Annotated in this window: 20 protein-coding genes and 1 other RNA gene; 3 read left to right on the plus strand and 18 right to left on the minus strand. The window is 61.1% G+C overall.

All coding sequences use genetic code 11. The features are described from left to right. The first annotated feature begins 366 nt into the window (after positions 1-366). Positions 367-1,860, plus strand: a complete 1,494-nt coding sequence (locus KW062_RS24330) for a sensor domain-containing diguanylate cyclase (RefSeq protein WP_256350841.1) — start codon at positions 367-369, stop codon at positions 1,858-1,860. 133 nt (positions 1,861-1,993) lie between these two features. On the opposite strand, the gene lpxC is transcribed toward KW062_RS24330, so the two are convergent. The 18 genes from lpxC to rsmI all read right to left on the minus strand — a co-directional run bounded on the left by lpxC (position 1,994) and on the right by rsmI (position 21,583). Beyond that, positions 1,994-2,905 carry a UDP-3-O-acyl-N-acetylglucosamine deacetylase gene (gene lpxC, locus KW062_RS24335; protein ID WP_027619572.1) on the minus strand — a complete coding sequence of 304 codons (912 nt, stop codon included), beginning with the start codon at positions 2,903-2,905 and terminating at the stop codon, positions 1,994-1,996. Between the two features lie 112 nt (positions 2,906-3,017). Beyond that, positions 3,018-4,214, minus strand: coding sequence for a cell division protein FtsZ (gene ftsZ / locus KW062_RS24340; RefSeq protein ID WP_027619571.1), 1,197 nt, complete (start codon positions 4,212-4,214; stop codon positions 3,018-3,020). Positions 4,215-4,311: 97 nt separating this feature from the next. Next, complete coding sequence (gene ftsA / locus KW062_RS24345; protein WP_027619570.1) at positions 4,312-5,574, minus strand: cell division protein FtsA; 1,263 nt, start codon at positions 5,572-5,574, stop codon at positions 4,312-4,314. A gap of 14 nt (positions 5,575-5,588) precedes the next feature. Continuing rightward, complete coding sequence (locus KW062_RS24350) at positions 5,589-6,455, minus strand: cell division protein FtsQ/DivIB (protein WP_027619569.1); 867 nt, start codon at positions 6,453-6,455, stop codon at positions 5,589-5,591. A 4-nt stretch (positions 6,456-6,459) separates the two neighbouring features. After that, positions 6,460-7,416, minus strand: coding sequence for a D-alanine--D-alanine ligase (locus tag KW062_RS24355; protein ID WP_027619568.1), 957 nt, complete (start codon positions 7,414-7,416; stop codon positions 6,460-6,462). Further along, positions 7,413-8,873, minus strand: a complete 1,461-nt coding sequence (murC, locus tag KW062_RS24360; RefSeq protein WP_027619567.1) for a UDP-N-acetylmuramate--L-alanine ligase — start codon at positions 8,871-8,873, stop codon at positions 7,413-7,415. The genes KW062_RS24355 and murC overlap by 4 nt, the downstream gene beginning before the upstream one ends. Continuing rightward, complete coding sequence (gene murG / locus KW062_RS24365; protein WP_105754791.1) at positions 8,866-9,936, minus strand: undecaprenyldiphospho-muramoylpentapeptide beta-N-acetylglucosaminyltransferase; 1,071 nt, start codon at positions 9,934-9,936, stop codon at positions 8,866-8,868. The genes murC and murG overlap by 8 nt, the downstream gene beginning before the upstream one ends. After that, positions 9,926-11,143 carry a putative lipid II flippase FtsW gene (ftsW, locus tag KW062_RS24370; protein WP_027619565.1) on the minus strand — a complete coding sequence of 406 codons (1,218 nt, stop codon included), beginning with the start codon at positions 11,141-11,143 and terminating at the stop codon, positions 9,926-9,928. The genes murG and ftsW overlap by 11 nt, the downstream gene beginning before the upstream one ends. Beyond that, entirely contained in the window at positions 11,140-12,486 is a 1,347-nt protein-coding gene (gene murD / locus KW062_RS24375; protein ID WP_105754792.1) for a UDP-N-acetylmuramoyl-L-alanine--D-glutamate ligase, read from the minus strand. Before murD ends, ftsW begins: the two co-directional genes overlap by 4 nt. A gap of 5 nt (positions 12,487-12,491) precedes the next feature. Continuing rightward, positions 12,492-13,574 (minus strand): phospho-N-acetylmuramoyl-pentapeptide-transferase, encoded by a 1,083-nt coding sequence (mraY, locus tag KW062_RS24380; protein WP_027619563.1) that lies wholly within the window; start codon positions 13,572-13,574, stop codon positions 12,492-12,494. After that, the gene (locus tag KW062_RS24385) at positions 13,574-14,941 is read right to left on the minus strand and encodes a UDP-N-acetylmuramoyl-tripeptide--D-alanyl-D-alanine ligase (protein WP_105754793.1); all 1,368 of its coding nucleotides are present in this window, start codon (positions 14,939-14,941) and stop codon (positions 13,574-13,576) included. Before KW062_RS24385 ends, mraY begins: the two co-directional genes overlap by 1 nt. After that, a complete protein-coding gene (locus KW062_RS24390) occupies positions 14,934-16,397 on the minus strand; it encodes a UDP-N-acetylmuramoyl-L-alanyl-D-glutamate--2,6-diaminopimelate ligase (protein ID WP_027619561.1) in 1,464 nt (487 codons plus the stop codon). Before KW062_RS24390 ends, KW062_RS24385 begins: the two co-directional genes overlap by 8 nt. After that, on the minus strand, positions 16,397-18,136 hold the full coding sequence (locus KW062_RS24395; RefSeq protein WP_177327268.1) for a peptidoglycan D,D-transpeptidase FtsI family protein: 1,740 nt from the start codon (positions 18,134-18,136) through the stop codon (positions 16,397-16,399). The genes KW062_RS24390 and KW062_RS24395 overlap by 1 nt, the downstream gene beginning before the upstream one ends. Beyond that, positions 18,136-18,429 (minus strand): cell division protein FtsL, encoded by a 294-nt coding sequence (gene ftsL, locus KW062_RS24400; RefSeq protein WP_027619559.1) that lies wholly within the window; start codon positions 18,427-18,429, stop codon positions 18,136-18,138. The genes KW062_RS24395 and ftsL overlap by 1 nt, the downstream gene beginning before the upstream one ends. Next, on the minus strand, positions 18,426-19,373 hold the full coding sequence (rsmH, locus tag KW062_RS24405; RefSeq protein WP_027619558.1) for a 16S rRNA (cytosine(1402)-N(4))-methyltransferase RsmH: 948 nt from the start codon (positions 19,371-19,373) through the stop codon (positions 18,426-18,428). Before rsmH ends, ftsL begins: the two co-directional genes overlap by 4 nt. Continuing rightward, a complete protein-coding gene (gene mraZ / locus KW062_RS24410; RefSeq protein WP_027619557.1) occupies positions 19,370-19,825 on the minus strand; it encodes a division/cell wall cluster transcriptional repressor MraZ in 456 nt (151 codons plus the stop codon). Before mraZ ends, rsmH begins: the two co-directional genes overlap by 4 nt. Positions 19,826-20,281: 456 nt before the next feature. After that, an RNA gene (gene rnpB, locus KW062_RS24415) (RNase P RNA component class A) lies at positions 20,282-20,635 on the minus strand. Between the two features lie 75 nt (positions 20,636-20,710). Next, positions 20,711-21,583: a 16S rRNA (cytidine(1402)-2'-O)-methyltransferase gene (gene rsmI / locus KW062_RS24420; RefSeq protein WP_027619556.1), complete on the minus strand. Its 873-nt coding sequence runs from the start codon at positions 21,581-21,583 to the stop codon at positions 20,711-20,713. 209 nt (positions 21,584-21,792) lie between these two features. On the opposite strand from rsmI, the gene KW062_RS24425 reads away from it, so the two are divergent. Together KW062_RS24425 and KW062_RS24430 are read left to right on the plus strand one after the other, a co-directional pair. Then, positions 21,793-23,604 carry a penicillin-binding protein activator gene (locus KW062_RS24425; protein WP_105754794.1) on the plus strand — a complete coding sequence of 604 codons (1,812 nt, stop codon included), beginning with the start codon at positions 21,793-21,795 and terminating at the stop codon, positions 23,602-23,604. After that, positions 23,604-23,966, plus strand: a complete 363-nt coding sequence (locus KW062_RS24430; RefSeq protein ID WP_081786380.1) for a YraN family protein — start codon at positions 23,604-23,606, stop codon at positions 23,964-23,966. The genes KW062_RS24425 and KW062_RS24430 overlap by 1 nt, the downstream gene beginning before the upstream one ends. Positions 23,967-24,015 lie beyond the last annotated feature (49 nt).

Here is a 24,015-nt window from a genome sequence, read left to right on the forward strand (position 1 = left end):
CCCAGGTTGAGTTGTCTTAAAAGCCGCTGCTATCAGCGGCTTTTTTTTGTTGTGCTTTTAAACTTGCACGCCTCTTCATTTCCGCTCGCAAAGATTGGATTTTCAAACAATAACCCTGTTGGCTATAGGTCCAAGAAGATGTATTCCCGTGAGCATCACCGTTAGACGCAAAACCCTGTTCGTTGCAGTCGCTGCAACGATCGCCGCACGCTGGATCTGAGCAACGTCGATCCGGACGGTTATCCGCTGATTGTTTTCCAGCCAAGCAGTAGCCGCTTGGTGCAGTTTACTCAGGCAAATGAAATACTTTGTCGGAGCGAGCAAGCTCGCTCCTACAGTTTATTTATTTGTCAGAGCATGAGCCGTATGCACCTTCACTTGACGGGCAACACCCGGCGCCCGGAATTCATGCTGATTCTGGGCAGCTCGCTGACAGTCATTGCGATTATCGCCATCGTCACCTTCCTGCTCATCCGCGAGCACGCTAACGCTTTGCAGGCCGCGACCCGCAGTGCGACCAACATCGTGCAGTTGATCGACGCCGATGTGCTGCGTAATGTCGAACTCTATGACCTGTCGCTGCAGGGCCTGATCGCCGCCTCCCAGCGCAAGGACCTGCAACAGGTGTCACCGCAGGTGCGCCATCTGGTGCTGTTCGACCGTTCCAGCGCCGCACGCTTCAAAGGCGATCTGCTGTTGTTGGACAAGTACGGCAACGTCACCGCGGACTCCTCGCTGATCGAACCCAAGCCGGGCAATTTCGCCGACCGCGACTACTTCCTCGCCCATGCCTTCAATCACGACACCGAGATGTTTATCAGCCGCCCGTTCAAGGCTCGCTGTGACTGTGCCGACAGCGGCCAGTGGCAGATCAGCTTCAGCCGCCGCATCTCCTCCACCAGTGGCGAGTTCCTTGGCGTCGCCGTGGCGTCGATGCGCCTCGAGTACTTCGACGAACTGTTCAAGGGTCTGGACATCGGCAACGACAGCACCCTCAACGTGCTCGACAATGACGGTATCCTGCTCGCGCAAAAACCCATGCTGCTCAATAACAGCATCGGCCAGAGCTTCGGCGCCCGTCCCAACGTAGTGCGCATCATGCGCGAGGGCAACGGCAGCTTTACCAGCGTGTCGAGCATTGACCATCGCGACCGGTTGTACACCTTCTCCCGCGTCGGCAACCTGCCGCTGACAGTGAGCGTGGCGCTATCGGTGGATGAAATTTTCGCGACCTGGCGGCGCACCGCCTACGTCATCAGCGGCGCCACCGGGGTGCTGTGCACTGGCCTGCTGTGGCTGACCCTGCTGCTGTGCCGCGAGCTGCGCCTGCGGCATCACGCCGAGCGGGAGCTGGCGCAGCAGGCGGCCATCGATGCGTTGACCGGCGTCGCTAACCGACGCACCCTGGATGCGGTATTGAGCCGCGAGTGGTCGCGAGCCCAGCGTACGGGCACGCCGCTGTCGATGCTGATGATCGACGCCGATCACTTCAAGGCCTTCAATGATCGCCATGGCCATCAGGGCGGTGACGATGCCCTGCGCGAACTGGCCCGGGTCATCACCGAAAACATCCGACGCCCCGGTGACCTGGCGGCCCGTTATGGCGGCGAAGAATTTGCCGTGGTGCTGCCAGAGACAGACAACGCCGGAGCCCTGCGGATTGCCGAGAACATTCGCGCAGCGGTCGAGCAGATGCCGCTGTTGGCCGGTGACCAAGCGCCGATGACTGTGAGCGTCGGGCTTGCTACTTCCAGTGGACTGCCGAGCGAGAGCCTGGAGAATCTGATGTTCAGGGCGGACAAGGCGCTGTATCAGGCCAAGGGCGAGGGGCGGAATCGGGTGGTGAGCGCGTTGGGGTAGGTTTGAGGTGTGCGTTGTCGTTCTTCGCGAGCAGGCTCGCCCCCACAAAAGAAGGACAGTGAGCGGGAGTAAAATCCGGGATAAAAAAAGGCCACCCGAAGGCAGCCTTTAAAAAACTAGAGAGGTTTTTTACTTACACTGCCGCAACCGGGCGCATGTAAGAGATCGGAGCAGTGCTGGCGTCTTCAAAGGTCACGACTTCCCAAGCGTCTGTCTGCTCAATCAACTTGCGCAGCAGCTGGTTGTTCAGTGCATGGCCGGACTTGAAGCCCTTGAACTCACCGATCAGGCTATTGCCCAGCAGGTAGAGATCGCCAATTGCATCGAGAATCTTGTGCTTCACGAATTCGTCTTCATAGCGAAGGCCGTCTTCGTTCAGTACACCATCGGCGTCGACCACAATGGCGTTTTCGACGCTGCCGCCGAGTGCGAGGTTGTGCTTGCGCAGGTACTCGATATCACTCATGAAACCAAAGGTCCGGGCGCGGCTGACTTCTTTTACGAACGAAGTGCTGGAAAAATCCACGCTGGCGCTTTGTGTGCGGTCGCGAAACACCGGGTGATCGAAATCGATCTCGAAGCTCACCTTGAAACCTTCGAAAGGCACGAAAGTGGCGCGCTTGTCGCCGTCTTCCACTGTCACTTCACGCAGGATGCGGATGAACTTCTTGGCAGCGTCCTGTTCTTCCAGGCCTGCCGATTGAATCAGGAATACGAAAGGTCCAGCGCTACCATCCATGATTGGCACTTCGGACGCGGAGAGCTCGACGTAGGCGTTATCGATGCCCAGGCCAGCCATGGCCGAGAGCAAATGCTCAACCGTGTCCACTTTCACGTCGCCATTGACCAGCGTCGTCGACATGGTTGTCTCGCCGACATTGGCCGCACGCGCCGGGATCTCGACCACAGGATCGAGGTCGGCACGGCGAAAGACGATTCCGGTGTCGATCGGTGCAGGCTTGAGGGTCAGGTATACCTTCTCCCCGGAGTGCAGACCTACACCTGTGGCACGGATAATATTTTTCAGTGTGCGTTGTTTAATCATGGCTTGGGCCGCTTCAGCGCAAATTGCGAACTGGTATCAACAAAGGCTGGCGATGATAGCAGACCACGCCTTTGCTGAACACCAATCACCTTCATAGCCCTAATACATTCCATCAATCGGCCTGACGACGCAGAAATGCCGGGATGTCCAGGTAGTCCAGATCATCTTGCGGATTCAGCTTCGCCGCCGCTGCTGCGCCGGCCTGGGCCTGGTTGCGCATCACGGTTGGACGATCGAGGTCGCGGTAGTTCACCGACGGCAGTTCCTGACGTGCGGCAGCGGCAACAGGAGCCGGGGCGCTGGTCATGGAGGTGTGAACGGTATTGTCGATAACCTTGACCGGCTTCTCGATTTTCGCGCCCAGACCGGTAGCAACCACGGTCACGTGCAGCTCGTCGCGCATGTCCGGATCGATAACGGTACCGACCTTGACCATGGCGTGCTCGGAAGCGAAGGCTTCGATGATACTACCCACGTCGGAGTACTCACCCAGAGACAGGTCAGGACCGGCGGTGATGTTCACCAGGATGCCACGCGCACCTTGCAGGTTGACGTCTTCGAGCAGCGGGTTGCGGATGGCCGCTTCAGTCGCTTCACGCGCACGGTTCGGACCGCTGGCGCAGCCAGTGCCCATCATCGCCATGCCCATTTCGCTCATCACGGTACGTACGTCGGCGAAGTCGACGTTGATCATGCCCGGACGCTTGATGATGTCGGAGATACCGCGAACGGCACCGGCCAGCACGTCGTCGGCCTTGGCGAAAGCCGACAGCAGGCTGGCGTCTTTGCCGAGGATGGTCAGCAGCTTCTCGTTAGGGATGGTGATCAACGAGTCGACGCTTTCCGACAGCAGGCGGATGCCTTCGTCGGCCAGTTGCATGCGCTTGCGACCTTCGAACGGGAACGGACGGGTCACCACAGCAACGGTGAGGATCCCCATTTCCTTGGCCACTTCGGCAATGATCGGCGCTGCACCGGTACCGGTACCGCCGCCCATGCCGGTGGTGATGAATACCATGTTGGTGCCGGCCAGCACTTCAGCGATGCGCTCGCGGTCTTCCAGGGCCGCCTGACGGCCAACCTCAGGATTCGCGCCGGCACCCAGGCCTTTGGTCACGCCGGTACCCAGTTGCAGGATGGTCCGCGCGCTGATGCTTTTCAGCGCCTGGGCATCAGTGTTGGCGCAGATGAACTCAACGCCTTCAATGTTGCTCTTGACCATGTGGTTGACGGCGTTGCCGCCGCCTCCGCCAACACCGATGACTTTAATGACCGGGCTTGCGGGGATGTTGTCTACGAGTTCGAACATTTTCCCTCTCCTTCAATTCTCTAGTTTTTTTCGCCTACTGCGCCTACAGCGTTTGCACTGCCTTTGCTGCTTGAAGCTTGTTGCTTGCATCTACTGCTTAAAAATTGCCCTGGACCCAGCTCTTGATGCGATCGATCAACGGGCTCTTGGCTTCCTCGTTGCTGTAGCTATCGCGGTTGCTGCTGATCCCCGAGAAGGAAATGCCATCGGACTGCTTCTGCAGGCCGTACATCAGCAAACCCACGCCGGTGGAATAAATCGGGTTGCGTACGACATCGTCCAGACCCTTGACGCCATGGGGCACGCCCAGGCGAACCGGCATGTGGAAAATCTCTTCGGCCAGTTCGGTCGCGCCTTCCATCTTCGCCGTACCGCCGGTCAACACGATGCCGGCCGGGATCAGGTCTTCGTAGCCGCTGCGACGCAGTTCGGCCTGGATCAGGGTGAACAGCTCGTCGTAGCGCGGCTCGACCACTTCGGCCAAGGCCTGGCGCGACAGTTCGCGCGGCGGACGGTCGCCGACACTTGGCACCTTGATGGTTTCACCGGCACCGGCCAGCTTGGCCAAGGCGCAGGCATAACGAATCTTGATTTCTTCGGCGTACTGGGTCGGAGTGCGCAACGCCATGGCGATGTCGTTGGTCACCTGGTCGCCGGCAATCGGGATCACCGCGGTGTGACGGATCGCACCTTCGGTGAAGATCGCGATGTCGGTGGTGCCGCCGCCGATGTCCACCAGGCACACGCCCAGTTCTTTTTCGTCGTCGGTCAACACCGAGTAGGCCGAGGCCAGTTGCTCGAGGATGATGTCGTCGATTTCCAGGCCGCAGCGACGCACGCACTTCTCGATGTTTTGTGCGGCATTGACTGCACAGGTGACCACGTGGACCTTGGCTTCCAGACGCACACCGGACATGCCCAGTGGTTCACGCACGCCTTCCTGGTTATCAATCACGTAGTCCTGCGGCAGGGTGTGCAGGACGCGCTGATCAGCCGGGATCGCCACTGCCTGCGCAGCATCGAGAACGCGCTCGAGGTCGGCGGAGCTGACTTCGCGATCACGAATCGCCACGATGCCGTGGGAGTTCAGGCTGCGAATGTGGTTGCCGGCGACGCCGACGAATGCCGAGTGAATCCGGCAACCAGCCATCAGTTGCGCTTCTTCGATGGCGCGCTGGATCGACTGCACGGTGGATTCAATGTTGACCACCACGCCCTTCTTCAGGCCTCGGGAAGGATGGGTACCGATCCCGACGATTTCCAGCTGGCCATCGGCCGCGACCTCGCCTACCAGTGCCACCACCTTGGAGGTACCGATATCCAGACCGACGATCATTTTGCCGCTTTGCACGTTTGCCATGGTCCTGCCTCTTCTCAATTCTTCGCGACGGCGGGTTGGGCCGTCGTGGGCGCTACAGGTTCCCGCCAGCCTACGGCGAGGCCGTTGGCGTAACGCAGGTCGATGCGCGCAATGTTCGTAATCTGTTCTTTAAGCGTCTTGTCGTAGATGGCAAAGAAGCGGCGCATCTTTTCCACCAGGTTGCCGCGGCCCAACAACAACTCGATCCCCGGCCCCGCACTGCCGGCGCCAGTGGTCAGGAACCAACTGCCGCGTTCACGCAACTCCAGCCGGGCGATGGAGAAGCCCATTGGCCGAAGCATCTGGCTCAACACCTGATACTGCTGCATCACTTGCTGCTGGGCCCGCTGCGGACCGAACAACTGTGGCAAATGTTCGTAGTTGGCCAGCTCTCGCGGGGTAAACGCCTGGCCCTGGTTGTTCAGCAATGCCTCGTCGCCCCAACGGGCCACCGGCAGTTGTTCTTCCAGGCGAATCACCACCTGGTCCGGCCAGACCCGACGCACTTCGGCATGGGCGATCCAGGGCATGGTTTCCAGCTCGGTGCGCATGCTCGCCAGGTCGATGGTGAAGAAGCTCGCCGCGACGAAAGGCGCGATCCGCTGCTGCACTGCTTGCTGGCTGATGTAGCTGAGGTCGCCCTGCACGTTGATCTTGGTGATCGGGCGGTCGGCGTACGGCATCAGGCGCTGCGCACCTTCATAGGTACCGAAACCCAGCGCCACCAGCAGCACTGGCCAGAACAAAGCCTTTAGAAAGCCGAAATTGGCTTTGGGCAGGCGCACCGACATCGGCTCTTTAGCCACCATTCGACTGGCACCCCGTGGCACCGGCTTACGGCCGGGTGCAGGGGACTGATGACGAAGCTGGGCGCCTTGCATGGACTTAACCTCGCGACTCAATACTGGCCGCCAGGATCGCCAACACCAACTGTTGGAAATCCAGGCCTGCCGCCCGTGCCGCCATCGGCACCAGGCTGTGATCGGTCATGCCCGGTGCGGTGTTGACTTCGAGAAACCAGAACTGCCCTTCGGCGTCCTGCATCACGTCAGCCCGTCCCCAACCGGCAATACCCAGCGTCTCACAGGCCTTGGCCGTGAGATCCATGAGCTCTTGTTCCTTGGCACTGTCGAGGCCACACGGAATCCGATACTGGGTATCGGACGCGATGTACTTGGCGTCGTAGTCGTAGAAAGTGTGTGGCGTACCCAGGGCGATCGGCGGCAATACCTGGCCACGCAGCATGGCGATGGTGAACTCCGGACCCTGGATCCATTGCTCAACCAAAACTTGCGAATCGTAGGTGCTGGCCGCTTTCCAGGCGTCGGTCAATTCAGACGCAGATGTCACTTTGGCCATACCGATACTTGAACCTTCATGCGCCGGTTTGACGATCAAAGGGAAGCCCAGTTCCGTCGCCGCCAAAATACAATCGGCTTCGCTGCTCAATACCGCGTGACGGGGCGTCGGAATACCCACGGTGTGCCAGACCTGCTTGGTGCGCAGTTTGTCCATGGCCAGGGCCGAGGCAAGGATGCCGCTGCCGGTGTAGGGAATGCCAGCGACTTCCAGCAGCCCCTGCATGCTGCCGTCTTCACCGCCGCGACCGTGGAGAATGATGAACGCACGGTCGATTTTTTCGCTGAGCAGGCGCTGCAGCAAGTCGTCACCGACGTCGATGCCGAAGGCGTCCACGCCGGCACTTTGCAGGGCGTCGAGCACGGCGTTGCCGGATTTCAGCGACACTTCGCGTTCGGCGCTCTTGCCACCGAACAGCACGGCGACGCGGCCGAAATCTTTCGGGGCAATGGTCGAGGACAGGTTGGCGTAGTCAGCAGTCATTTCAGCTTCCCTTCACTGGGCGCGACAACGGCGCCCGCAAACAACGGACTTTTCAAGAGTTTCGGCGCGAGGCCGCCGATATCACCGGCGCCCTGGCATAGCAGAATGTCACCGGCACGCAGCAGCGGCTTGACCAGCGGCGCGAGGTCGACACCGCGCTCGATGTAGATCGGGTCAAGCTGGCCACGCTGGCGAATGCTGTTGCACAGCTTGCGGCTGTCGGCACCCGGGATCGGCTCTTCGCCGGCCGGATAGACTTCCATCAGCAGCAGCACGTTGGCATCGGCCAGGACATTGACGAAATCGTCGTACAGGTCGCGCGTACGGCTGTAGCGGTGCGGCTGGTAGACCATCACCAAGCGGCGCTCCGGCCAGCCACCGCGTACGGCTTTGATCACTGCCGCGACTTCGGTCGGGTGGTGACCGTAGTCATCCACCAACATCACGTGGCCGTTTTCGACCGGCAGTTCGCCGTAGACCTGGAAGCGTCGGCCCACGCCCTGGAAGCCCGACAGGCCCTGGACAATGGCCTCGTCGCTGACACCTTCGTCGGTGGCGATGCAGATGGTCGCCAGCGAGTTGAGCACGTTGTGGTTGCCCGGCATGTTCACCGACACGTCAAGCGGCTCGCGGTCAGGGCGCAGCACGGTAAAGAAGGTCTGCATGCCGGTCTGGCGCACGTTGATTGCACGTACGTCGGCGTCTTCGCTGAAACCGTAGGTGACGGTCGGACGCTTGACCTGCGGGAGGATTTCGCGAACCACCGGATCGTCCAGGCACACCACGGCCAGACCGTAGAACGGCAGGTTGTGGAGGAACTCAACGAAGGTTTTCTTCAGTTTGTTGAAGTCACCGTCGTAGGTCGCCATGTGGTCGGCGTCAATGTTGGTGACCACGGCCACCAAGGGCTGCAGATGCAGGAAGCTGGCGTCGCTCTCATCGGCTTCGGCGATCAGGTAGCGGCTGGTGCCCAACTGCGCGTTGGTGCCGGCTGCATTCAGGCGGCCACCGATGACGAACGTCGGGTCCAGGCCGCCGGCAGCGAACACCGAAGCAATCAGGCTGGTGGTGGTGGTTTTGCCGTGGGTACCGGCGACGGCAATGCCGTGGCGGTAGCGCATCAGCTCGGCCAGCATCTCGGCGCGCGGGACTACCGGAATGCGGCGCTCCAGGGCAGTTGCCACTTCCGGGTTGGAGGTGTTGACCGCACTCGAGACCACCAGCACATCGGCGGTCGCGGCGTTCTCGGCGCGATGGCCGAGGAAAATCTGCGCACCAAAGGATTCCAGGCGCTCGGTCACCGGGGAAGCCTTGAGGTCGGAGCCCGACACTTCATAACCCAGGTTGAGCAACACTTCGGCAATCCCACACATGCCCACGCCGCCGATGCCGACGAAGTGGATACGACGGATGCGGCGCATTTCCGGCTGTGGCATGGCTTTCTGATTCTCAACCATGAACCACCTCCAGGCAGATATCGACCACGTTGCGGGTGGCATCAGGTTTGGCCAGGCGACGAGCAGCGCCAGCCATGTCGTTGAGTCGTTGTGGTTGCATCAGCACCTCTGTCAGGCGCGCGGCAAGATCCGCGGCGCCAGTCGTTCTTTGCGGCATCAGGAAGGCAGCGCCTTCACGGGCCAAATAATCGGCGTTGCGGGTCTGGTGATCGTCGATCGCGTGGGGCAAAGGCACCAGCATCGAGGGCAGACCGGCGGCAGCCAGCTCACTGACAGTCAGCGCACCCGCGCGGCAGACCACCAGGTCGGCCCAGCCATAGGCTTGGGCCATGTCTTTGATGAACGGCTGCACTTGCGCCTCGACGCCGGCAGCGCGATAGCGCTCGGCAGTCACTTCATCGTGGTTCTTGCCAGCCTGGTGAAACACCTCCGGACGCAGTTCCACAGGCACCTGCGACAGGGCTTCCGGTAGCAACTTGTTCAAGGGCTCCGCCCCCAGGCTGCCGCCGAGAATCAGCAGCCGTGCCTTGCGTCCGGCCAGCGCCGGGCGCGGTGTTTCGAGGAACAGTTCAGTACGCACCGGGTTACCGGTGGTCCGCCGACTGTCGCGGGCAGCAAAGGTATCCGGGAAAGCTTCGCAGACTCGGGCGGCCAGCGGCACCAGCAACCGATTGGCGGTACCGGCCACGGCATTTTGTTCGTGGACGATCACCGGTACGCCAGCAAGTCGGGCCGCAACACCGCCAGGGCCGGTGACATAGCCGCCAAAGCCGAGAACGCAGACCGGTTTGAGTTGGCCAATGATTTTGCGCGCCTGCAGTACCGCCTTGAGCAGGACAAACGGCGCCTTGAGCAGCGCCAGCTTGCTCTTGCCACGCAGTCCGCTGACGTTGATCAGGTGCAAAGGCAGTCCGGCATTCGGTACCAGCTCGTTTTCGATGCCACGGGGCGTGCCAAGCCAGTGCACGGTGTAGCCGCGTGCCTGGAACTCGCGTGCGCAGGCCAGCGCCGGGAACACGTGGCCACCGGTGCCGCCCGCCATGATCAGCACGTTAGCGCCCATGGGTTGGCTCCTCGGCAAAATCACTCTCCTTGAATTCCATTTCCTCGCTGCCCAAGTGGGTCCGACTCTCCCACTCGATGCGCAGCAACAGACCCAGGCAGGCACAGCAGATCACCAGCGAGCTGCCGCCGTAGCTGAGGAACGGCAGGGTCAGGCCTTTGGTCGGCAGCAGACCGACGTTCACGCCGATATTGATCAGGAATTGACCAATCCACAGGAAGGACAGGCCGTAGGCGATATAGGCTGCAAAATACTGCTTGGCGCGCTCGGCCCAGAAACCAATGTACATGCCGCGAATACAAACGAAGGTGAACAGCGCCACGGTGCAAAGCGATCCGATCGCACCCAGCTCTTCGGCCAATACCGAGAACACGAAGTCGGTGTGGGCTTCCGGCAGGTAGAACTGCTTCTGCACGCTGTTACCCAGGCCAACGCCAAACCATTCGCCACGACCAAAGGCGATCAACGCCTGGGACAGCTGGTAACCGGCGCCGAACTGGTCAGCCCATGGGTCGGCAAAGTTGGTCAAACGCGCCATTCGGTACGGCTGCACCTGGATCAGCAACACCACAGCCGCCACCGCCAACACCACCATCAGCGAGAAGCGAAACAGCCCAACCCCACCGAGGAACAGCATGGCCGCCGCCGCGCCCATCATGACTACCGTGGCCCCGAAGTCAGGCTCCATCAGCAGCAGGCCGGCCATTGGCAGCAGCACAATGAACGGCTTGAAGAAACCCATCCAGCTCTCGCGCACTTCTTTCTGACGCCGCACCAGATAACCGGCGAGGTAGATCACCACGAACACCTTGGCGATTTCGGAGGGCTGGACGTTGAAGAAGCTGAAGCCGATCCAGCGCATCGAACCGTTCACTTCACGGCCGATCCCCGGAATGATCACCATCACCAGCAAGCCGAACGCACCAATCAGCATCAGCCAGCCGAGACGCTGCCAGGTGGCAATCGGGATCATCATGGTGACGATGCAGGCACCCAGGCCCAGCACCACATAGATCAGGTGGCGAATCATGTAGTACAGGGCGCTGCCCGACTGCACGGCTGCCACTTCAGTGGATGCCGAGGCGATCATCACCAACCCCAGGCCGATCAGTGCCAGGCAACCGGCGAGCATCGGGAAGTCGAGGTCGATTCCGCGTCCGGTAATGATCGGCGAAGGATAAGGCTTGATGATGTCGCGCAGACTCATGCCAAGCCCTCCACAGCCCGGGCGAACAAGTGCCCACGCTCTTCGTAGTGCTTGAACATGTCGAAACTGGCGCAGGCCGGGGACAACAGCACCGCATCACCCGGCTGGGCCAGGGCACGGCATTGCGCGACCGCTTCGTCCAGCGAGTTGACGCGAATCAGAGGTACGCCGTCGCCGATGGCCTCGCCGATCAGCTCGCGGTCGCGGCCCATCAGCACCACGGCGCGGCAGTGGGCCAGGACCGGGTCACGCAGGTCCTTGAACTCGGCGCCCTTGCCATCGCCACCGGCGATCAGCACCAGTTTGCCGGCGATGTCTGCGCCCAGGCCTTCGATGGCCGCCAGAGCGGCGCCGACGTTGGTCGCCTTGGAGTCGTTGTAGTAGCTGACGCCATCGAGATCACGCACCCACTGGCAGCGATGCTCGAGACCGGCGAAGCTGCGCAGGGCCGTCAACATCGCATCGAACGGCAGACCGACTGCATGGCCGAGCGCCAGGGCCGCCAGGGCGTTGGACTGGTTGTGCGCGCCACGGATTTTCAGCTCACGCACCGGCATCAGGTTCTGGAATTCGAACGCCAGGTACTTCTCGCCGTCCTCTTCGCGGATCCCGAACGCCTTGAAATCCGGTTTGCTCAGACCGAAGGTCCAGCATGGCTGGCCCTCACCCATGAGCGGCCGGCTCAGCGCGTCCTGACGGTTGACCACGAACTGCTTCGCACCACGGAAAATCCGGTGCTTGGCCAGGTGGTAGGCCGGCAGACCGCTGTAGCGGTCCATATGGTCTTCGCTGATGTTCAGAACGGTGGCCACTTCGGCGTTGAGCTGGTCAGTGGTTTCCAACTGGAAGCTCGACAGCTCCATCACGTACAGCTCGACGTCGTCGCTCAGCAGATCCAGCGCCGGGGTGCCGAGGTTGCCGCCCACGGCCACGCGCTTGCCGGCCGCAGCCGCCATGTCGCCAACCAGGGTGGTCACGGTGCTTTTCGCGTTGGAGCCGCTGATGGCGACGATCGGCGCCTTCGCGTTACGCGCGAACAGCTCGATGTCACCGGACAGTTTCACCCCACGGGCAGCGGCCGCCTGCAAAGCCGGAGTCGCCAGCGCCAGGCCGGGGCTCACGTAGAGCTCATCGGCACGGCAGAGGAATTCGACATCCAGCTCGCCACAACGCACCTCCACGTGCGGATAGTCACGGCGCAGCGTGACCAGCTCCGGTGGATTCTCCCGCGTATCGGCCACGGCAAACGCCACGCCCCGGTTCGCCAGGAAGCGAACCAGGGACATGCCGCTCTTGCCGAGGCCGACAACGATGCGGAAGTGGTCAGAAGCGATCAGGGACACTCGTTCTACCTCAGTTTCAGGGTGGCAAGGCCAAACAGCACGAGAATCACGGTGATGATCCAGAAACGAACGATCACACGTGGCTCGGGCCAGCCCTTGAGTTCAAAGTGGTGGTGAATCGGCGCCATGCGGAACACCCGGCGACCGGTCAGTTTGAAAGAGGCAACCTGGATGACCACCGACAGGGTTTCCATCACGAACACGCCGCCCATGATGAACAGAACGATTTCCTGGCGCACGATCACCGCGATGGTGCCCAGCGCAGCGCCGAGTGCCAGCGCGCCGACGTCGCCCATGAACACTTGGGCCGGATAGGTGTTGAACCACAGGAAGCCCAAACCCGCGCCGATCAGTGCGCCGCAGAACACGATCAACTCACCGGCGCCCGGTACATAAGGAATCAGCAGGTATTCGGCGAACTTCACGTTACCCGACAGGTAGCAGAAGATCCCCAGTGCGCCGCCAACCATCACTGTTGGCATGATCGCCAGGCCGTCGAGACCATCGGTCAGGTTGACCGCGTTGCTCGAACCGACGATCACGAAGTAGGTGAGGACGATAAAGCCGGCACCCAGCGCAATGCTGTAGTCCTTGAGCATCGGCAGGATCAGCGTGGTTTCCACCGGGGTCGCTGCGGTCATATAAAGGAAGATCGCCGCGCCGAGACCGAACACCGATTGCCAGAAATACTTCCAGCGGCTCGGCAGGCCACGGGAGTTCTTCTCGATGACTTTGCGGTAGTCGTCGACCCAGCCAATGGCACCGAACAGCAGGGTCACCAGCAGTACCACCCAGACATAGCGGTTGGTCAGGTCAGCCCAGAGCAAGGTGCTGACACCGATGGCAGACAGAATCAGCGCGCCACCCATGGTTGGGGTGCCGGATTTCGACAGGTGCGATTGCGGGCCATCGTTACGTACGGCCTGGCCAATCTGACGGTTCTGCAGGGTACGGATCATCCACGGGCCAAAGCACAGCGACAATGACAACGCGGTCAGTACACCGAGAATCCCGCGCAGGGTCAGGTACTGGAAGACCGCGAAGCCCTTGTAGAACTGTTGCAGATACTCCGCTAGCAGCAGCAGCATTAATGTTTCTCCCCGCTCGAACCGCACAACGCCGCCACGATGTTTTCCATCGCCGCGCTGCGCGAGCCCTTGATCAAAATGGTGGTGTTTGAATCGTGTTCGGCGCCGAGCGCCGCAATCAGCTCGGCCTGATTGGCAAAATGACGGGCCTGCTCACCGAAAGCCGCGACGGCATGCGCCATCATCGGTCCCACGGCGTACAACGCAGACACCTTGCCGCGGGCATAAGCGCCCACATCACGGTGCCCCTGCTCCGCCCACTCGCCCAACTCGCCGATATCCCCGAGCACCAGAACGGTGCGTCCGGAAAAGCCGGCGAGTATATCAACGGCGGCGCACATCGAGGTGGGGTTTGCGTTGTAAGAATCATCAATCACGCGCATGCCGTTGCTAGCCAATTGCGCGACCGCACGGCCCTTGACCGGTTGCACCGCATTCAGCCCGGTGGCGATGCCAAACAGCGACACCCCGAGGGCATGGGCAGCGGCCGCAGCGGCCAGGGCGTTGGCCACGTTGTGAGTGCCCAGCAAGTTCAACTGGACGGGTTCGACACCCATCGGGCTGTACAATGTGAAGGACGGGCAACCCCGGGCATCACGGCCCAGGTCACTGGCGTAGAAGTCGGCCTGGCTGTTTTCCAAGGCAAAGGTCAGCACCTGGCGACCGGCAGCACGGGCCTTCCAGATGGCGAAAGCCTTGTCGTCCAGATTCAGCACCGCAATGCCGTCGGCATCGAGGCCTTCGATAATTTCGCCCTTGGCCTCTACGATCTTGTCCGGCCCGCCAAATTCGCCGACGTGAGCGGTCCCGGCATTGTTGAGCACGGCGACATGGGGCTTGGTCATGGCCACGGTGTAGGCAATTTCACCGATACGCGAGGCGCCGAGTTCGATGACCGCTGCGCTGTGCTCCGGGGCCAGTTCGAGCAGGGTCAGGGGCACGCCCAGGTCGTTATTCAGGTTGCCACGGGTCGCCAACACCGGACCGCGGGTGCGCAGGATGCTCGCGAGCATCTCCTTGACCGTGGTCTTGCCGCTGGAACCGGTGATCGCCGCGACCGGGTTGCTGTAAGCCGCGCGATTCAGGGCGCCGAGTTGCCCCAGAGCCTGACGAGTGTCTTTTACCAGCAGTTGCGGCAGCGTCGAGTTCGACACTTCACGCTCGACCAGCGCGGCAACCGCGCCTTTGGCTGCGACTTCGTTGAGGTAATCGTGGCCGTCGAAACGCGGGCCGGTCAAGGCCACAAACAACTGGCCCGGCTGGATCGCCCGGCTGTCGATGCTGACGCCCTCGAAACGGCTGTCGCTACCGATGACTTGGCCGGCCAATGGCGCAGCCACTTCACTCAAGGTCAGAGGCTTAAGCATGGGCCACCTCCCAAGCGGTCAGGGCGTGATCGGCCTCGACCAGATCAGAGAACGCATGGCGCTGGCCATTGATTTCCTGGTAGTCCTCGTGCCCTTTGCCGGCCAGGACAATCACGTCATCAGCGCTGGCGCTGGCAATGATTTCGGCAATCGCCGGGCCACGGCCCGGGACAAAACGCACCTTATCCACAGCGGCAAAACCAGCGCGGATATCGTCGAAAATCTGTGCCGGGTCTTCTGTGCGTGGATTGTCATCGGTGACCAGCACGCCATCGGCCAGGCGCTCGACCACTTCGGCCATCAGCGGGCGCTTGCCGCGATCGCGATCACCACCGCAACCGAACAGGCACAGCAACTGGCCCTTGGCATGCGGGCGCAAAGCGGTCAGGACTTTTTCCAGGGCATCCGGGGTATGGGCGTAATCGACTACCACCAGAGGCTGGCTGCCACCACCAAGGCGCTGCATGCGACCGACCGGACCCTCGAGCTTTGGCAGCACGCGCAGGATCTCGTCCAGTGCGTAATCCAGCCCCAGCAAAGCGCCGACCGCTGCCAGCACGTTGCTCAAATTGAAACGACCGAGCAAGGTGCTGCGCAAATGGTGCTCACCCTGCGGCGTCACCAACGTGGCACGCACACCTTCGTCGTCGAACTGGGCTTCGCGGCAGTACAGGTAGGCGCTGGAATCTTCCAGGCTGTAGCTCATCAGCCTCGACTCACGTTTTTCTGCGGCCAACTGCCGGCCGAATTCATCGTCAAGGTTGACCACCCGGCATTTCAGGTCATTCCAGGCAAACAGCTTGGCCTTGGCCTCGCTGTAGGCCTGCATGGTGCCGTGGTAATCCAGGTGATCGCGGGACAGGTTGGTCATCACTGCCACGTCGAACGCCAGCGCACTGACACGCCCCTGATCCAGGCCATGGGAAGACACTTCCATGGCCACGGCCTTGGCCCCGGCCTTCTTCAGGTCGGTCAGGGTCGCCTGCATGGCAATCGGGTTCGGCGTGGTGTGCAGGCCGCTTTGCAGCGCGCCATAAAAGCCGCTGCCCAGAGTGCCGACGATGCCGCAATGCTGGCCCAATAGGTCGAGAGCCTGCGCCACCAGTTGGGTCACGCTGGTCTTGCCATTGGTCCCGGTCACGCCGACCAGATTGAGGTGGTGGCTCGGCTCGCCGTAAAAGCGCCCGGCGATGTCCGACAACTGCGCTGCCAGGCCCTTGACCGGAATCAGCGGAACATCGGTAATCGGCAGGACGGTAGCCCCTTCCACTTCATAGGCCACGGCGGCCGCACCGCGTTGCAGAGCATCAGCGATGTGCGCGCGGCCATCGAACTTGCCACCCGGCACGGCCAGGAACAGGTCGCCAGCGCGCACATTGCGGCTGTCCAGGGTCAGTTCGCGAATCAGCAGATCGTGGCCAGCGTGGGCGAAAATCTTGTTCAGGCTCAGAGACATCAGCCGCGCCCTCCATTGGCTTTAAGCGGGACTACCGGGGTGGCGTTGGCCTGTTGGGTCGGCGGCAGATTGTCCGGGGAAATATTCATCAGGCGCAGGGTGCCCGACATGACTTTGGAGAACACCGGCGCCGATACCAGGCCACCGAAGTAACCGGCCTTGCTCGGCTCATCGATCACCACCACGATGGCAAAACGCGGATCGCTCATCGGGCCGAAGCCGGCGAACAGCGAACGGTAAGAGTTCTCGGCGTAGCCCTTGGTGCCGACCGACGTCTTGCGCGCGGTACCGGACTTGCCTGCCACGTGATACGCCGGCACTTGCGCCCGGAATACCCCGCGCGGAGCCTCGATCACCTGCTGCAGCATGCCTTGCATGGTTTTCGCGACCTTCTCCGGAATCACCTGAGTGGTCTGTGGCGGCTTATCGGTCTTGATCAGGGTCAACGGCGCGATACGACCATTGTTGGCCAGCGCCGAGAAGGCGTGGACCAACTGGATGGCGGTCACCGAGATGCCATAGCCATAGGACAGCGTGGCCGTCTCGGCCTTGCGCCACTCGCGATAGTTGGGCAGGTTGCCGACCCGTTCGCCCGGGAAGCCGAGGCCGGTGTCCTGGCCCAGGCCGATGCGCTGGGCCAGACGGAAAATCGCTTCGCCACCGATATCGAAGGCGATCTTGCTCATGCCAACGTTACTGGAGTTGATCAGGATGCCGGTCAGGTCGAGCACCGGGCCTTCGCTCTTGGAAACGTCCTTGATGGTGTATTTGCCGATCTGCAGGGAGCCCGGGTACACCTCGACGGTGTCGCTCGGCTTCCAGCGCCCGGTTTCCAGGGCGGCGCTCATGGAGATGGCTTTCATGGTCGAACCCGGTTCGAACACGTCGATCATCGCGCGGTTACGCATCATCGCCGGCTGCAGGTTGCGACGGTTGTTCGGGTTGTAGGTCGGCTGGTTGACCATGGCCAGGATCTCGCCGGACTTCACGTCCATGATCACCAGGCTGCCGGCCTTGGCGCCATTCTCGATGATCGCGTTACGCAGTTCGCGGTTGGCCAGGTATTGCAGGCGCAGGTCAATCGACAACGCCAAGGGCTTGCCGGCCTTGGCGTTTTTGGTGACCTGGACGTCTTTGATCAGTCTGCCGCGCCGGTCCTTGATGACCTGACGCTTGCCCGGTACGCCGGCCAGCCACTCGTCGTAGGCCAGTTCGACCCCCTCACGACCATGGTCATCAATGTCGGTAAATCCGACCATGTGCGCGGTGACTTCACCGGCCGGATAGAAGCGCCGGAACTCTTCGATGCCATAGACGCCAGGCACCTTGAGGTCGAGCACGACCTGGCCCTGCTCAGGGGTCAGGCCGCGCACCAGATAGATGAATTCTTTATTGGCCTGCGCTTCGAGGCGCTCAGCCAGGGCTTTCGGGTTCTGCCCCAGGGCAGCCGCGAGCGCCGGCCACTTGTCCTTGGCCGTTTGCATTTCCTTGGCGTTGGCCCACAGGGTGGTCACCGGCGTGCTCACTGCCAGCGGTTCGCCGTTGCGATCGGTGATCAGGCCACGGTGCGCTGGAATAGGGATGTGACGAACACTCCGGGCATCGCCCTGGCCCTTGAGGAAGTCACGGTCGACTACCTGCAGGTCGATGATGCGCCAGGCGATCGCAGCCACCATGATCCCGAGCAACCCCAGGACCAGGCGAAAGCGCCAGGGGAACAGGCCGCCTTCGAGCTTCATCATGGCGCCACCATCTGCACTTCCGCGGCGCCAGGAATGCGCATCTTCAGTTGCTCGGTGGCCAGTACTTCGATCCGGCTGTGAGCGGTCCAGGTACTCTGCTCGAGAATCAGCCGACCCCACTCAGCCTGCGCCTTGTCGCGCACACTCAGTTCGTTGTACAGCGAATTGAGCAATTGCCGATTCCAGTGGGCGCTGTAGGACACCGCGATCGCCGAAACGAGCACGCTGACAAACAGCAGGAACATGAAAAAGCTTCCGCCGGGAAGTGGCTTGGCGAAAAGCTTGCTCACCGAAGTTTCTCCGCTACGCGCATGACTGCGCTGCGGGAACGAGGGTTGGCCTTGAGTTCAGCTTCTCCGGCGAACTGCGCTTTGCCATGGACCTTGATTTTCGGTGAGAAGGCTTCAAAACGCACCGGCAAGTTGCGCGGCAGGTTATCGCTTTCGCCCTTGACCAGTTTGCGCATGAACAGTTTGACGATGCGGTCTTCCAGCGAGTGAAAGCTGATGACGACCAGACGGCCACCGATTTCCAGCGCTTCGAGCGCAGCATCGAGGCCGGCTTCGAGGTCGCCCAGTTCGTTGTTGACGTGAATACGCAGGCCCTGGAAGGCGCGAGTCGCCGGGTTCTTGCCCTTTTCCCACGCCGGATTGGCGACTTTCAGGACTTCGGCCAGGTCGCCAGTGCGCTCGAATGGCTTGATGTCACGCCGCTCCACAACTGCACGCGCCATGCGGCCGGAGAAACGTTCTTCGCCGTACTCTTTGAATACGCGGGCAATTTCTTCGACAGGTGCGGTATTGACGAATTCGGCGGCGCTGATTCCGCGAGACGGATCCATGCGCATGTCCAGCGGGCCATCATTGAGGAAACTGAAGCCACGCTCGGGGTCGTCGAGTTGCGGCGAGGACACGCCCAGGTCGAGCAGTACACCGCTGACTTTGCCAGCCAGGCCTCGCTCGGCCACTTCCGAGCCCAGCTCGGCAAAGCTGCGCTGCACAACGACAAAGCGGCCGTCTTCGGCCGCTAGCGTTTGCCCGGTGGCAATCGCCTGTGGATCCTTGTCGAATCCCAGGAGCCGGCCATCGGGACCGAGCTGGCTGAGAATAAGGCGGCTATGGCCGCCACGCCCGAACGTGCCATCGAGATAGCAGCCATCAGGGCGTACAGCGAGAGCCTCGACGGCTTCGTCAAGCAGTACGGTGATGTGGTTAAAGCCGCTATTAATAGTCACAGAATCAAATCACGCAGTTCATCAGGCATGGCGCCCGGTTGTTGAATAGCAGCCAGGTCAGCAGCAGACACTGCATCCCAGGCATCCTCGTCCCACAATTGGAACTTGTTCAGTTGGCCGACCAACATTGCGCGCTTATCCAACTTGGCATATTCACGCAACCGCGGCGGTACCAGAAAACGACCACTGCCATCGAGCTCGAGGTCGACGGCATTACCAATCAGCAAACGTTGCAGGCGACGGTTCTCTTCGCGAAGCGAAGGCAGTGCGCGCAGTTTGGTTTCAATCAGCTCCCACTCATCGAGGGGGTAAACACATAAACAGGGATCAACGGCATCGATCGTCACAATCAATTGCCCGGAACTTCGCGAAATCAGCTCGTCACGGTACCGGCTCGGCATGGCGAGACGGCCCTTTGCATCGAGACTGATAGCGTTGGCTCCGCGAAACACGTCAGCGTTTCTCCAAATTTTAGCGTTTTGCGCTCAAAAAACCCACTTCATGCCACTTTTCGCCACTTGCGCACACTATAGGAATGCGCCCACCGCACCGTCAAGGCGCGCAGTAAAGGAAAATCCTTACAAATCGGCGATTTAACTGGGTAAAAGAAGGGGTTACGGATATTTGGAGAATGAGTACGCCCAGCAACTTCAAGCAGCACAGGCGGCTACGTTGAGAAGTTAAAGTAATTTATTAAGAGTAAGATTTTTTCGGTATTACAAAAGCGCTTCTGCTAGTGATTCAGCAGGGGTGGGTAATTGCTACTACACGCGCGCCTCTACAAGGGGGGTCAAGCGGGGAATGATGTCATAGCAACATCAACTTGCACTGCCAGTCACTGTTACTGACATGACGCTGATAATACCAAGCTTTCGTGCCCGTTATTCAAGCACAAGAGCGTAAAAAAGGTGGAGAGTCGATCTGTAAGCCGGGTTCTGTCTTGAACAGTCATTCGTCTACGATGGCCATCACTGGACACCTTTAGCAACCTACCCGGTCCCAGCGCGGGCCACGCCTTGGGACCCTATTTGGTCTTGCTCCAAGTGGGGTTTACCTAGCCACGAACTGTTGCCAGTCGTGCGGTGCGCTCTTACCGCACCTTTTCACCCTTACCGGCGCCGAAGCGCTTAGGCGGTTGTTTTCTGTGGCACTTTCCGTAGGCTCACGCCTCCCAGGCATTACCTGGCACTTCGCCCTATGGAGCCCGGACTTTCCTCCCCCCCCTAATTTTCATAGAGGGCAGCGACTGTCCGATCGACTCTCCGGCGCGAATGCTAACGGCACATGGCCCGAAGAACAAGTAATAAAAGCCTTTTCCTGCTCTGCAGGCCCCGCTGTTACTCGCCCTTCTGTTTTTCCAGGGCAATCTGGTAAAGCACGTTCTTGCGCTCCCCGGTAATTTGCGCCGCCAATGCCGCTGCACGCTTGAGCGGCATTTCCTCCAGCAACAGATTCAGCACCCGCATCGCCTCACTGCTGACTGCATCCTCACTCTCCGGCGCCGTCCAGCCAGCGACCAGCACCACGCACTCGCCGCGCTGCTGATTGCTGTCGCTCTCGACAAACTGACGAAGCTCGGCCAGCGGGAGCCCCTTGAGGGTTTCGAAGGTCTTGGTCAACTCGCGCGCCAACAACGCCGGCCGCTCGGGACCGAATACCAGCTCCATGTCCTGCAGGCATTCGAGAATTCGGTGCGGCGCCTCATAAAAAATCAGCGTACGCGGCTCTTCCTTTATAGACTCCAGACGCGCGCGACGACCCACGGCCTTGGCCGGCAGGAAACCTTCAAAGATAAACCGGTCGGAAGGCAGACCCGCTGCCGACAAGGCGGCGATCAGCGCGCAAGCACCAGGAACCGGCACCACCTTAATACCCGCTGCCCGCGCCTGGCGCACCAGGTGATAGCCTGGATCCGATATCAGTGGGGTGCCGGCATCGGAAATCAGCGCGACATTGTCGCCGGCCAGCAGACGGGTTATGAAGCGACTGCCTTCATCGCGCTCATTGTGCTCATGGCAGGCGGCCAGCGGCGTGGCGATACCGAAATGCTGGAGCAAACGCAGGGAATGACGCGTGTCTTCAGCAGCAATCAATGCCACTTCACGCAAGATTTTCAGGGCCCGCGCACTGATGTCATCCAGGTTGCCGATGGGCGTCGCCACCACAAAAAGCGAGCCAGCAGCGGAATTCAAAGCACCTGGAGCAGTCAAAGCGCACACCTCATGATCGATAAAGCTGCCATTGTAGCGCGTCGAAGGGTGACAGATGCGCCCCACTGTCATGCTCGCGCACTACCCTTTAGTGACCTCGGCAACATTTACACGACCTAAATCGAACGTTTCACGCCAGTAACATCGCGCCCCGGCCAGTGCTTGGGTACAATTCCACGCTAATTTGATCGAGTATCAGGAACACTTACATGATCGCTTGCCTGCGGCTGTTCACTGCCCTCTGCCTCGCTGCCCTGTTGGCGGCTTGCGCCAGCTCGCCCTCGTCCAGCCTTGGCGACCTTCCACGGACGGCCGATGCCAGTATCGAGCAACTGCTCGAACAGGCTGCCACCAGCACCAATCCGGAGAAGGCTGCCCTGCTGCGCCTGAGCGCAGCCGACCTGGCTTATCGCCAGGGCAATGCCGGACAATCCGCGCAAATCCTGCAACAGGTCCCGGTGGACCAACTCAAGCCGGGCCAGCAGGTATTTGCCAGCACCCTGGCCGCTGAACTGGCAATGACCCGGAACCAGCCCAAGGCTGCGCTGACCGCCCTGAGCCACCCGAGCCTGCAACGCCTCAGCGAGCTGCCGGACGAGCAACAGGTACGTACCGGTATTGTCCGCGCACGCGCCCTTGAAGCCGATGGCCAGACCCTCGCCGCAGCACGCGAGCGGATCGCCATCGCCCCACTGATGAAGGGCGACGCCGCCGGCAAGAACCACGAAGCCATCTGGACCCTGATCGCTTCGCTGCCCACCGACCAACTGCAACCCATCACCGACGACGTGCTGGGTGGCTGGATGAGCCTGGCGGTCGCGGTGAAAACGGCCGGCACCCTGGAGTCGCAGCAGACCGCCATCGACACCTGGAAAGCCCAGCACCCGAAACACCCGGCCGCGCTGCAACTGCCGCTGCCACTGACCCAACTCAAGCAACTGGCCAGCCAGCCATTGGCCAAGATTGGCCTGCTGCTGCCCCAGGAAGGCCCGCTCGCGTCCGTCGCCAAAGCGCTGCGAGAGGGCTTCATGGCCGCGCACTACCAGGCACAGCAGGCCGGACAGAATCCGCCCGCCATCGAGTTTTACGACAGCTCGCGCCTGACGTCGCTGGATGACTTCTATCGCAAGGCGCAAGCCGATGGCGTGCAACTGGTGGTCGGCCCTCTGGAAAAACCCCTGGTCAAACAACTCAGCGCCCGCCCACAACTGCCCATCACCACCCTGGCGCTGAACTACAGCGAGGGTGAACAAGGTCCGGCGCAACTGTTCCAATTTGGCCTGGCCGCTGAAGACGAAGCACGCGAAGTATCGCGCCGCGCTCGCGCCGACGGCCTGCATCGCGCCGCAGTGCTGGTGCCGAAAGGCGAATGGGGCGATCGCGTATTGAAGGCTTTCAGCCAGGATTGGCAGGCCAACGGCGGCAGCATTATCGGTATCGAGCGTGTCGACCAACCCGTGCAACTGGCCCAGCAGATCGCCGATCTGTTTCAACTGCGCCAGAGCGAAGGTCGCGCCAAGAGCCTGCAAAGCACGGTAGGCACTGCGGTCGCTGCACAACCTTCGCGCCGCCAGGACATCGAGTTCATCTTCCTCGCCTCGACGCCGCAACAGGCTCAGCAGATCAAGCCAACGCTGAACTTCCAGTACGCAGGCGATGTACCGGTCTATGCCACTTCCCACGTCTATAGCGCCAGTGGTGACCAGAACCAGTACAACGACATGAACGGCATTCGCTTCTGCGAAACCCCATGGCTGCTCAGCACCAGCGACCCACTGCGCCAGCAAGTGGCCGCACAATGGCCGCAAGCCAACAGCAGCCTGGGCCGCCTGTACGCCATGGGCGTCGACGCCTATCGCTTGGCACCCCGCCTGGGTCAGCTCAAGGCCCTGCCGAACAGCACCATCGAAGGCCAGTCGGGCAACCTGAGCATGAGCCCGACCCAGCGCGTGCAGCGCCAGTTGCCGTGGGCACAATTCGTCAGCGGCCAGGTTCAGCGCCTGCCTGACACGCCGCGCTGATGCCCGACAGGTCACGCCAACAAAGCGGTCGAGATGCCGAGCGCCAGGCGCTCGAGCATCTCCAGCAACAGGGTCTGCGCCTGCTGGCGCAGAACTGGTTGTGTAAACGCGGCGAGCTTGATCTGGTCATGCTTGACGGCGATACAGTAGTATTCGTCGAAGTCCGCTACAGACAACACACCCAATGGGGTGGCGCGCTCGATAGTATCGATGCGCGAAAGCGCGAAAAACTGATTCTCGCCGCGCAGTATTTTCTGCAGAGCGAGGCACGCTGGGCCGAATCTCCCTGCCGTTTTGATGTAGTTGCCATAGACAGCACTGCAGCGCACCTGAACTGGCTAAGGAATGCCTTTGACAGCTGAACGCTCTCGGGCTCGGCCGTTTTTTACCCACTATTCTTGCTCTTTGCTT

The sequence above is a fragment of the Pseudomonas fluorescens genome (assembly GCF_019212185.1).
Taxonomy (GTDB): domain Bacteria; phylum Pseudomonadota; class Gammaproteobacteria; order Pseudomonadales; family Pseudomonadaceae; genus Aquipseudomonas.

What these genes read in the sequence shown, in the direction of transcription:
- murG (WP_105754791.1), bottom strand. Translation starts at nt 9,936, where the DNA reads ATGGGCGCTAACGTGCTGATCATGGCGGGCGGCACCGGTGGCCACGTG.
- KW062_RS24390 (WP_027619561.1), bottom strand. Translation starts at nt 16,397, where the DNA reads ATGTCTCTGAGCCTGAACAAGATTTTCGCCCACGCTGGCCACGATCTG.
- lpxC (WP_027619572.1), bottom strand. Translation starts at nt 2,905, where the DNA reads ATGATTAAACAACGCACACTGAAAAATATTATCCGTGCCACAGGTGTA.
- mraY (WP_027619563.1), bottom strand. Translation starts at nt 13,574, where the DNA reads ATGCTGCTGCTGCTAGCGGAGTATCTGCAACAGTTCTACAAGGGCTTC.
- murC (WP_027619567.1), bottom strand. Translation starts at nt 8,873, where the DNA reads ATGGTTGAGAATCAGAAAGCCATGCCACAGCCGGAAATGCGCCGCATC.
- KW062_RS24395 (WP_177327268.1), bottom strand. Translation starts at nt 18,136, where the DNA reads ATGAAGCTCGAAGGCGGCCTGTTCCCCTGGCGCTTTCGCCTGGTCCTG.
- ftsA (WP_027619570.1), bottom strand. Translation starts at nt 5,574, where the DNA reads ATGGCAAACGTGCAAAGCGGCAAAATGATCGTCGGTCTGGATATCGGT.
- KW062_RS24425 (WP_105754794.1), top strand. Translation starts at nt 21,793, where the DNA reads ATGATCGCTTGCCTGCGGCTGTTCACTGCCCTCTGCCTCGCTGCCCTG.
- KW062_RS24350 (WP_027619569.1), bottom strand. Translation starts at nt 6,455, where the DNA reads ATGCAAGGCGCCCAGCTTCGTCATCAGTCCCCTGCACCCGGCCGTAAG.
- KW062_RS24385 (WP_105754793.1), bottom strand. Translation starts at nt 14,941, where the DNA reads ATGCTTAAGCCTCTGACCTTGAGTGAAGTGGCTGCGCCATTGGCCGGC.
- KW062_RS24355 (WP_027619568.1), bottom strand. Translation starts at nt 7,416, where the DNA reads ATGACTGCTGACTACGCCAACCTGTCCTCGACCATTGCCCCGAAAGAT.
- KW062_RS24430 (WP_081786380.1), top strand. Translation starts at nt 23,604, where the DNA reads ATGCCCGACAGGTCACGCCAACAAAGCGGTCGAGATGCCGAGCGCCAG.
- ftsZ (WP_027619571.1), bottom strand. Translation starts at nt 4,214, where the DNA reads ATGTTCGAACTCGTAGACAACATCCCCGCAAGCCCGGTCATTAAAGTC.
- ftsW (WP_027619565.1), bottom strand. Translation starts at nt 11,143, where the DNA reads ATGAGTCTGCGCGACATCATCAAGCCTTATCCTTCGCCGATCATTACC.
- KW062_RS24330 (WP_256350841.1), top strand. Translation starts at nt 367, where the DNA reads ATGCACCTTCACTTGACGGGCAACACCCGGCGCCCGGAATTCATGCTG.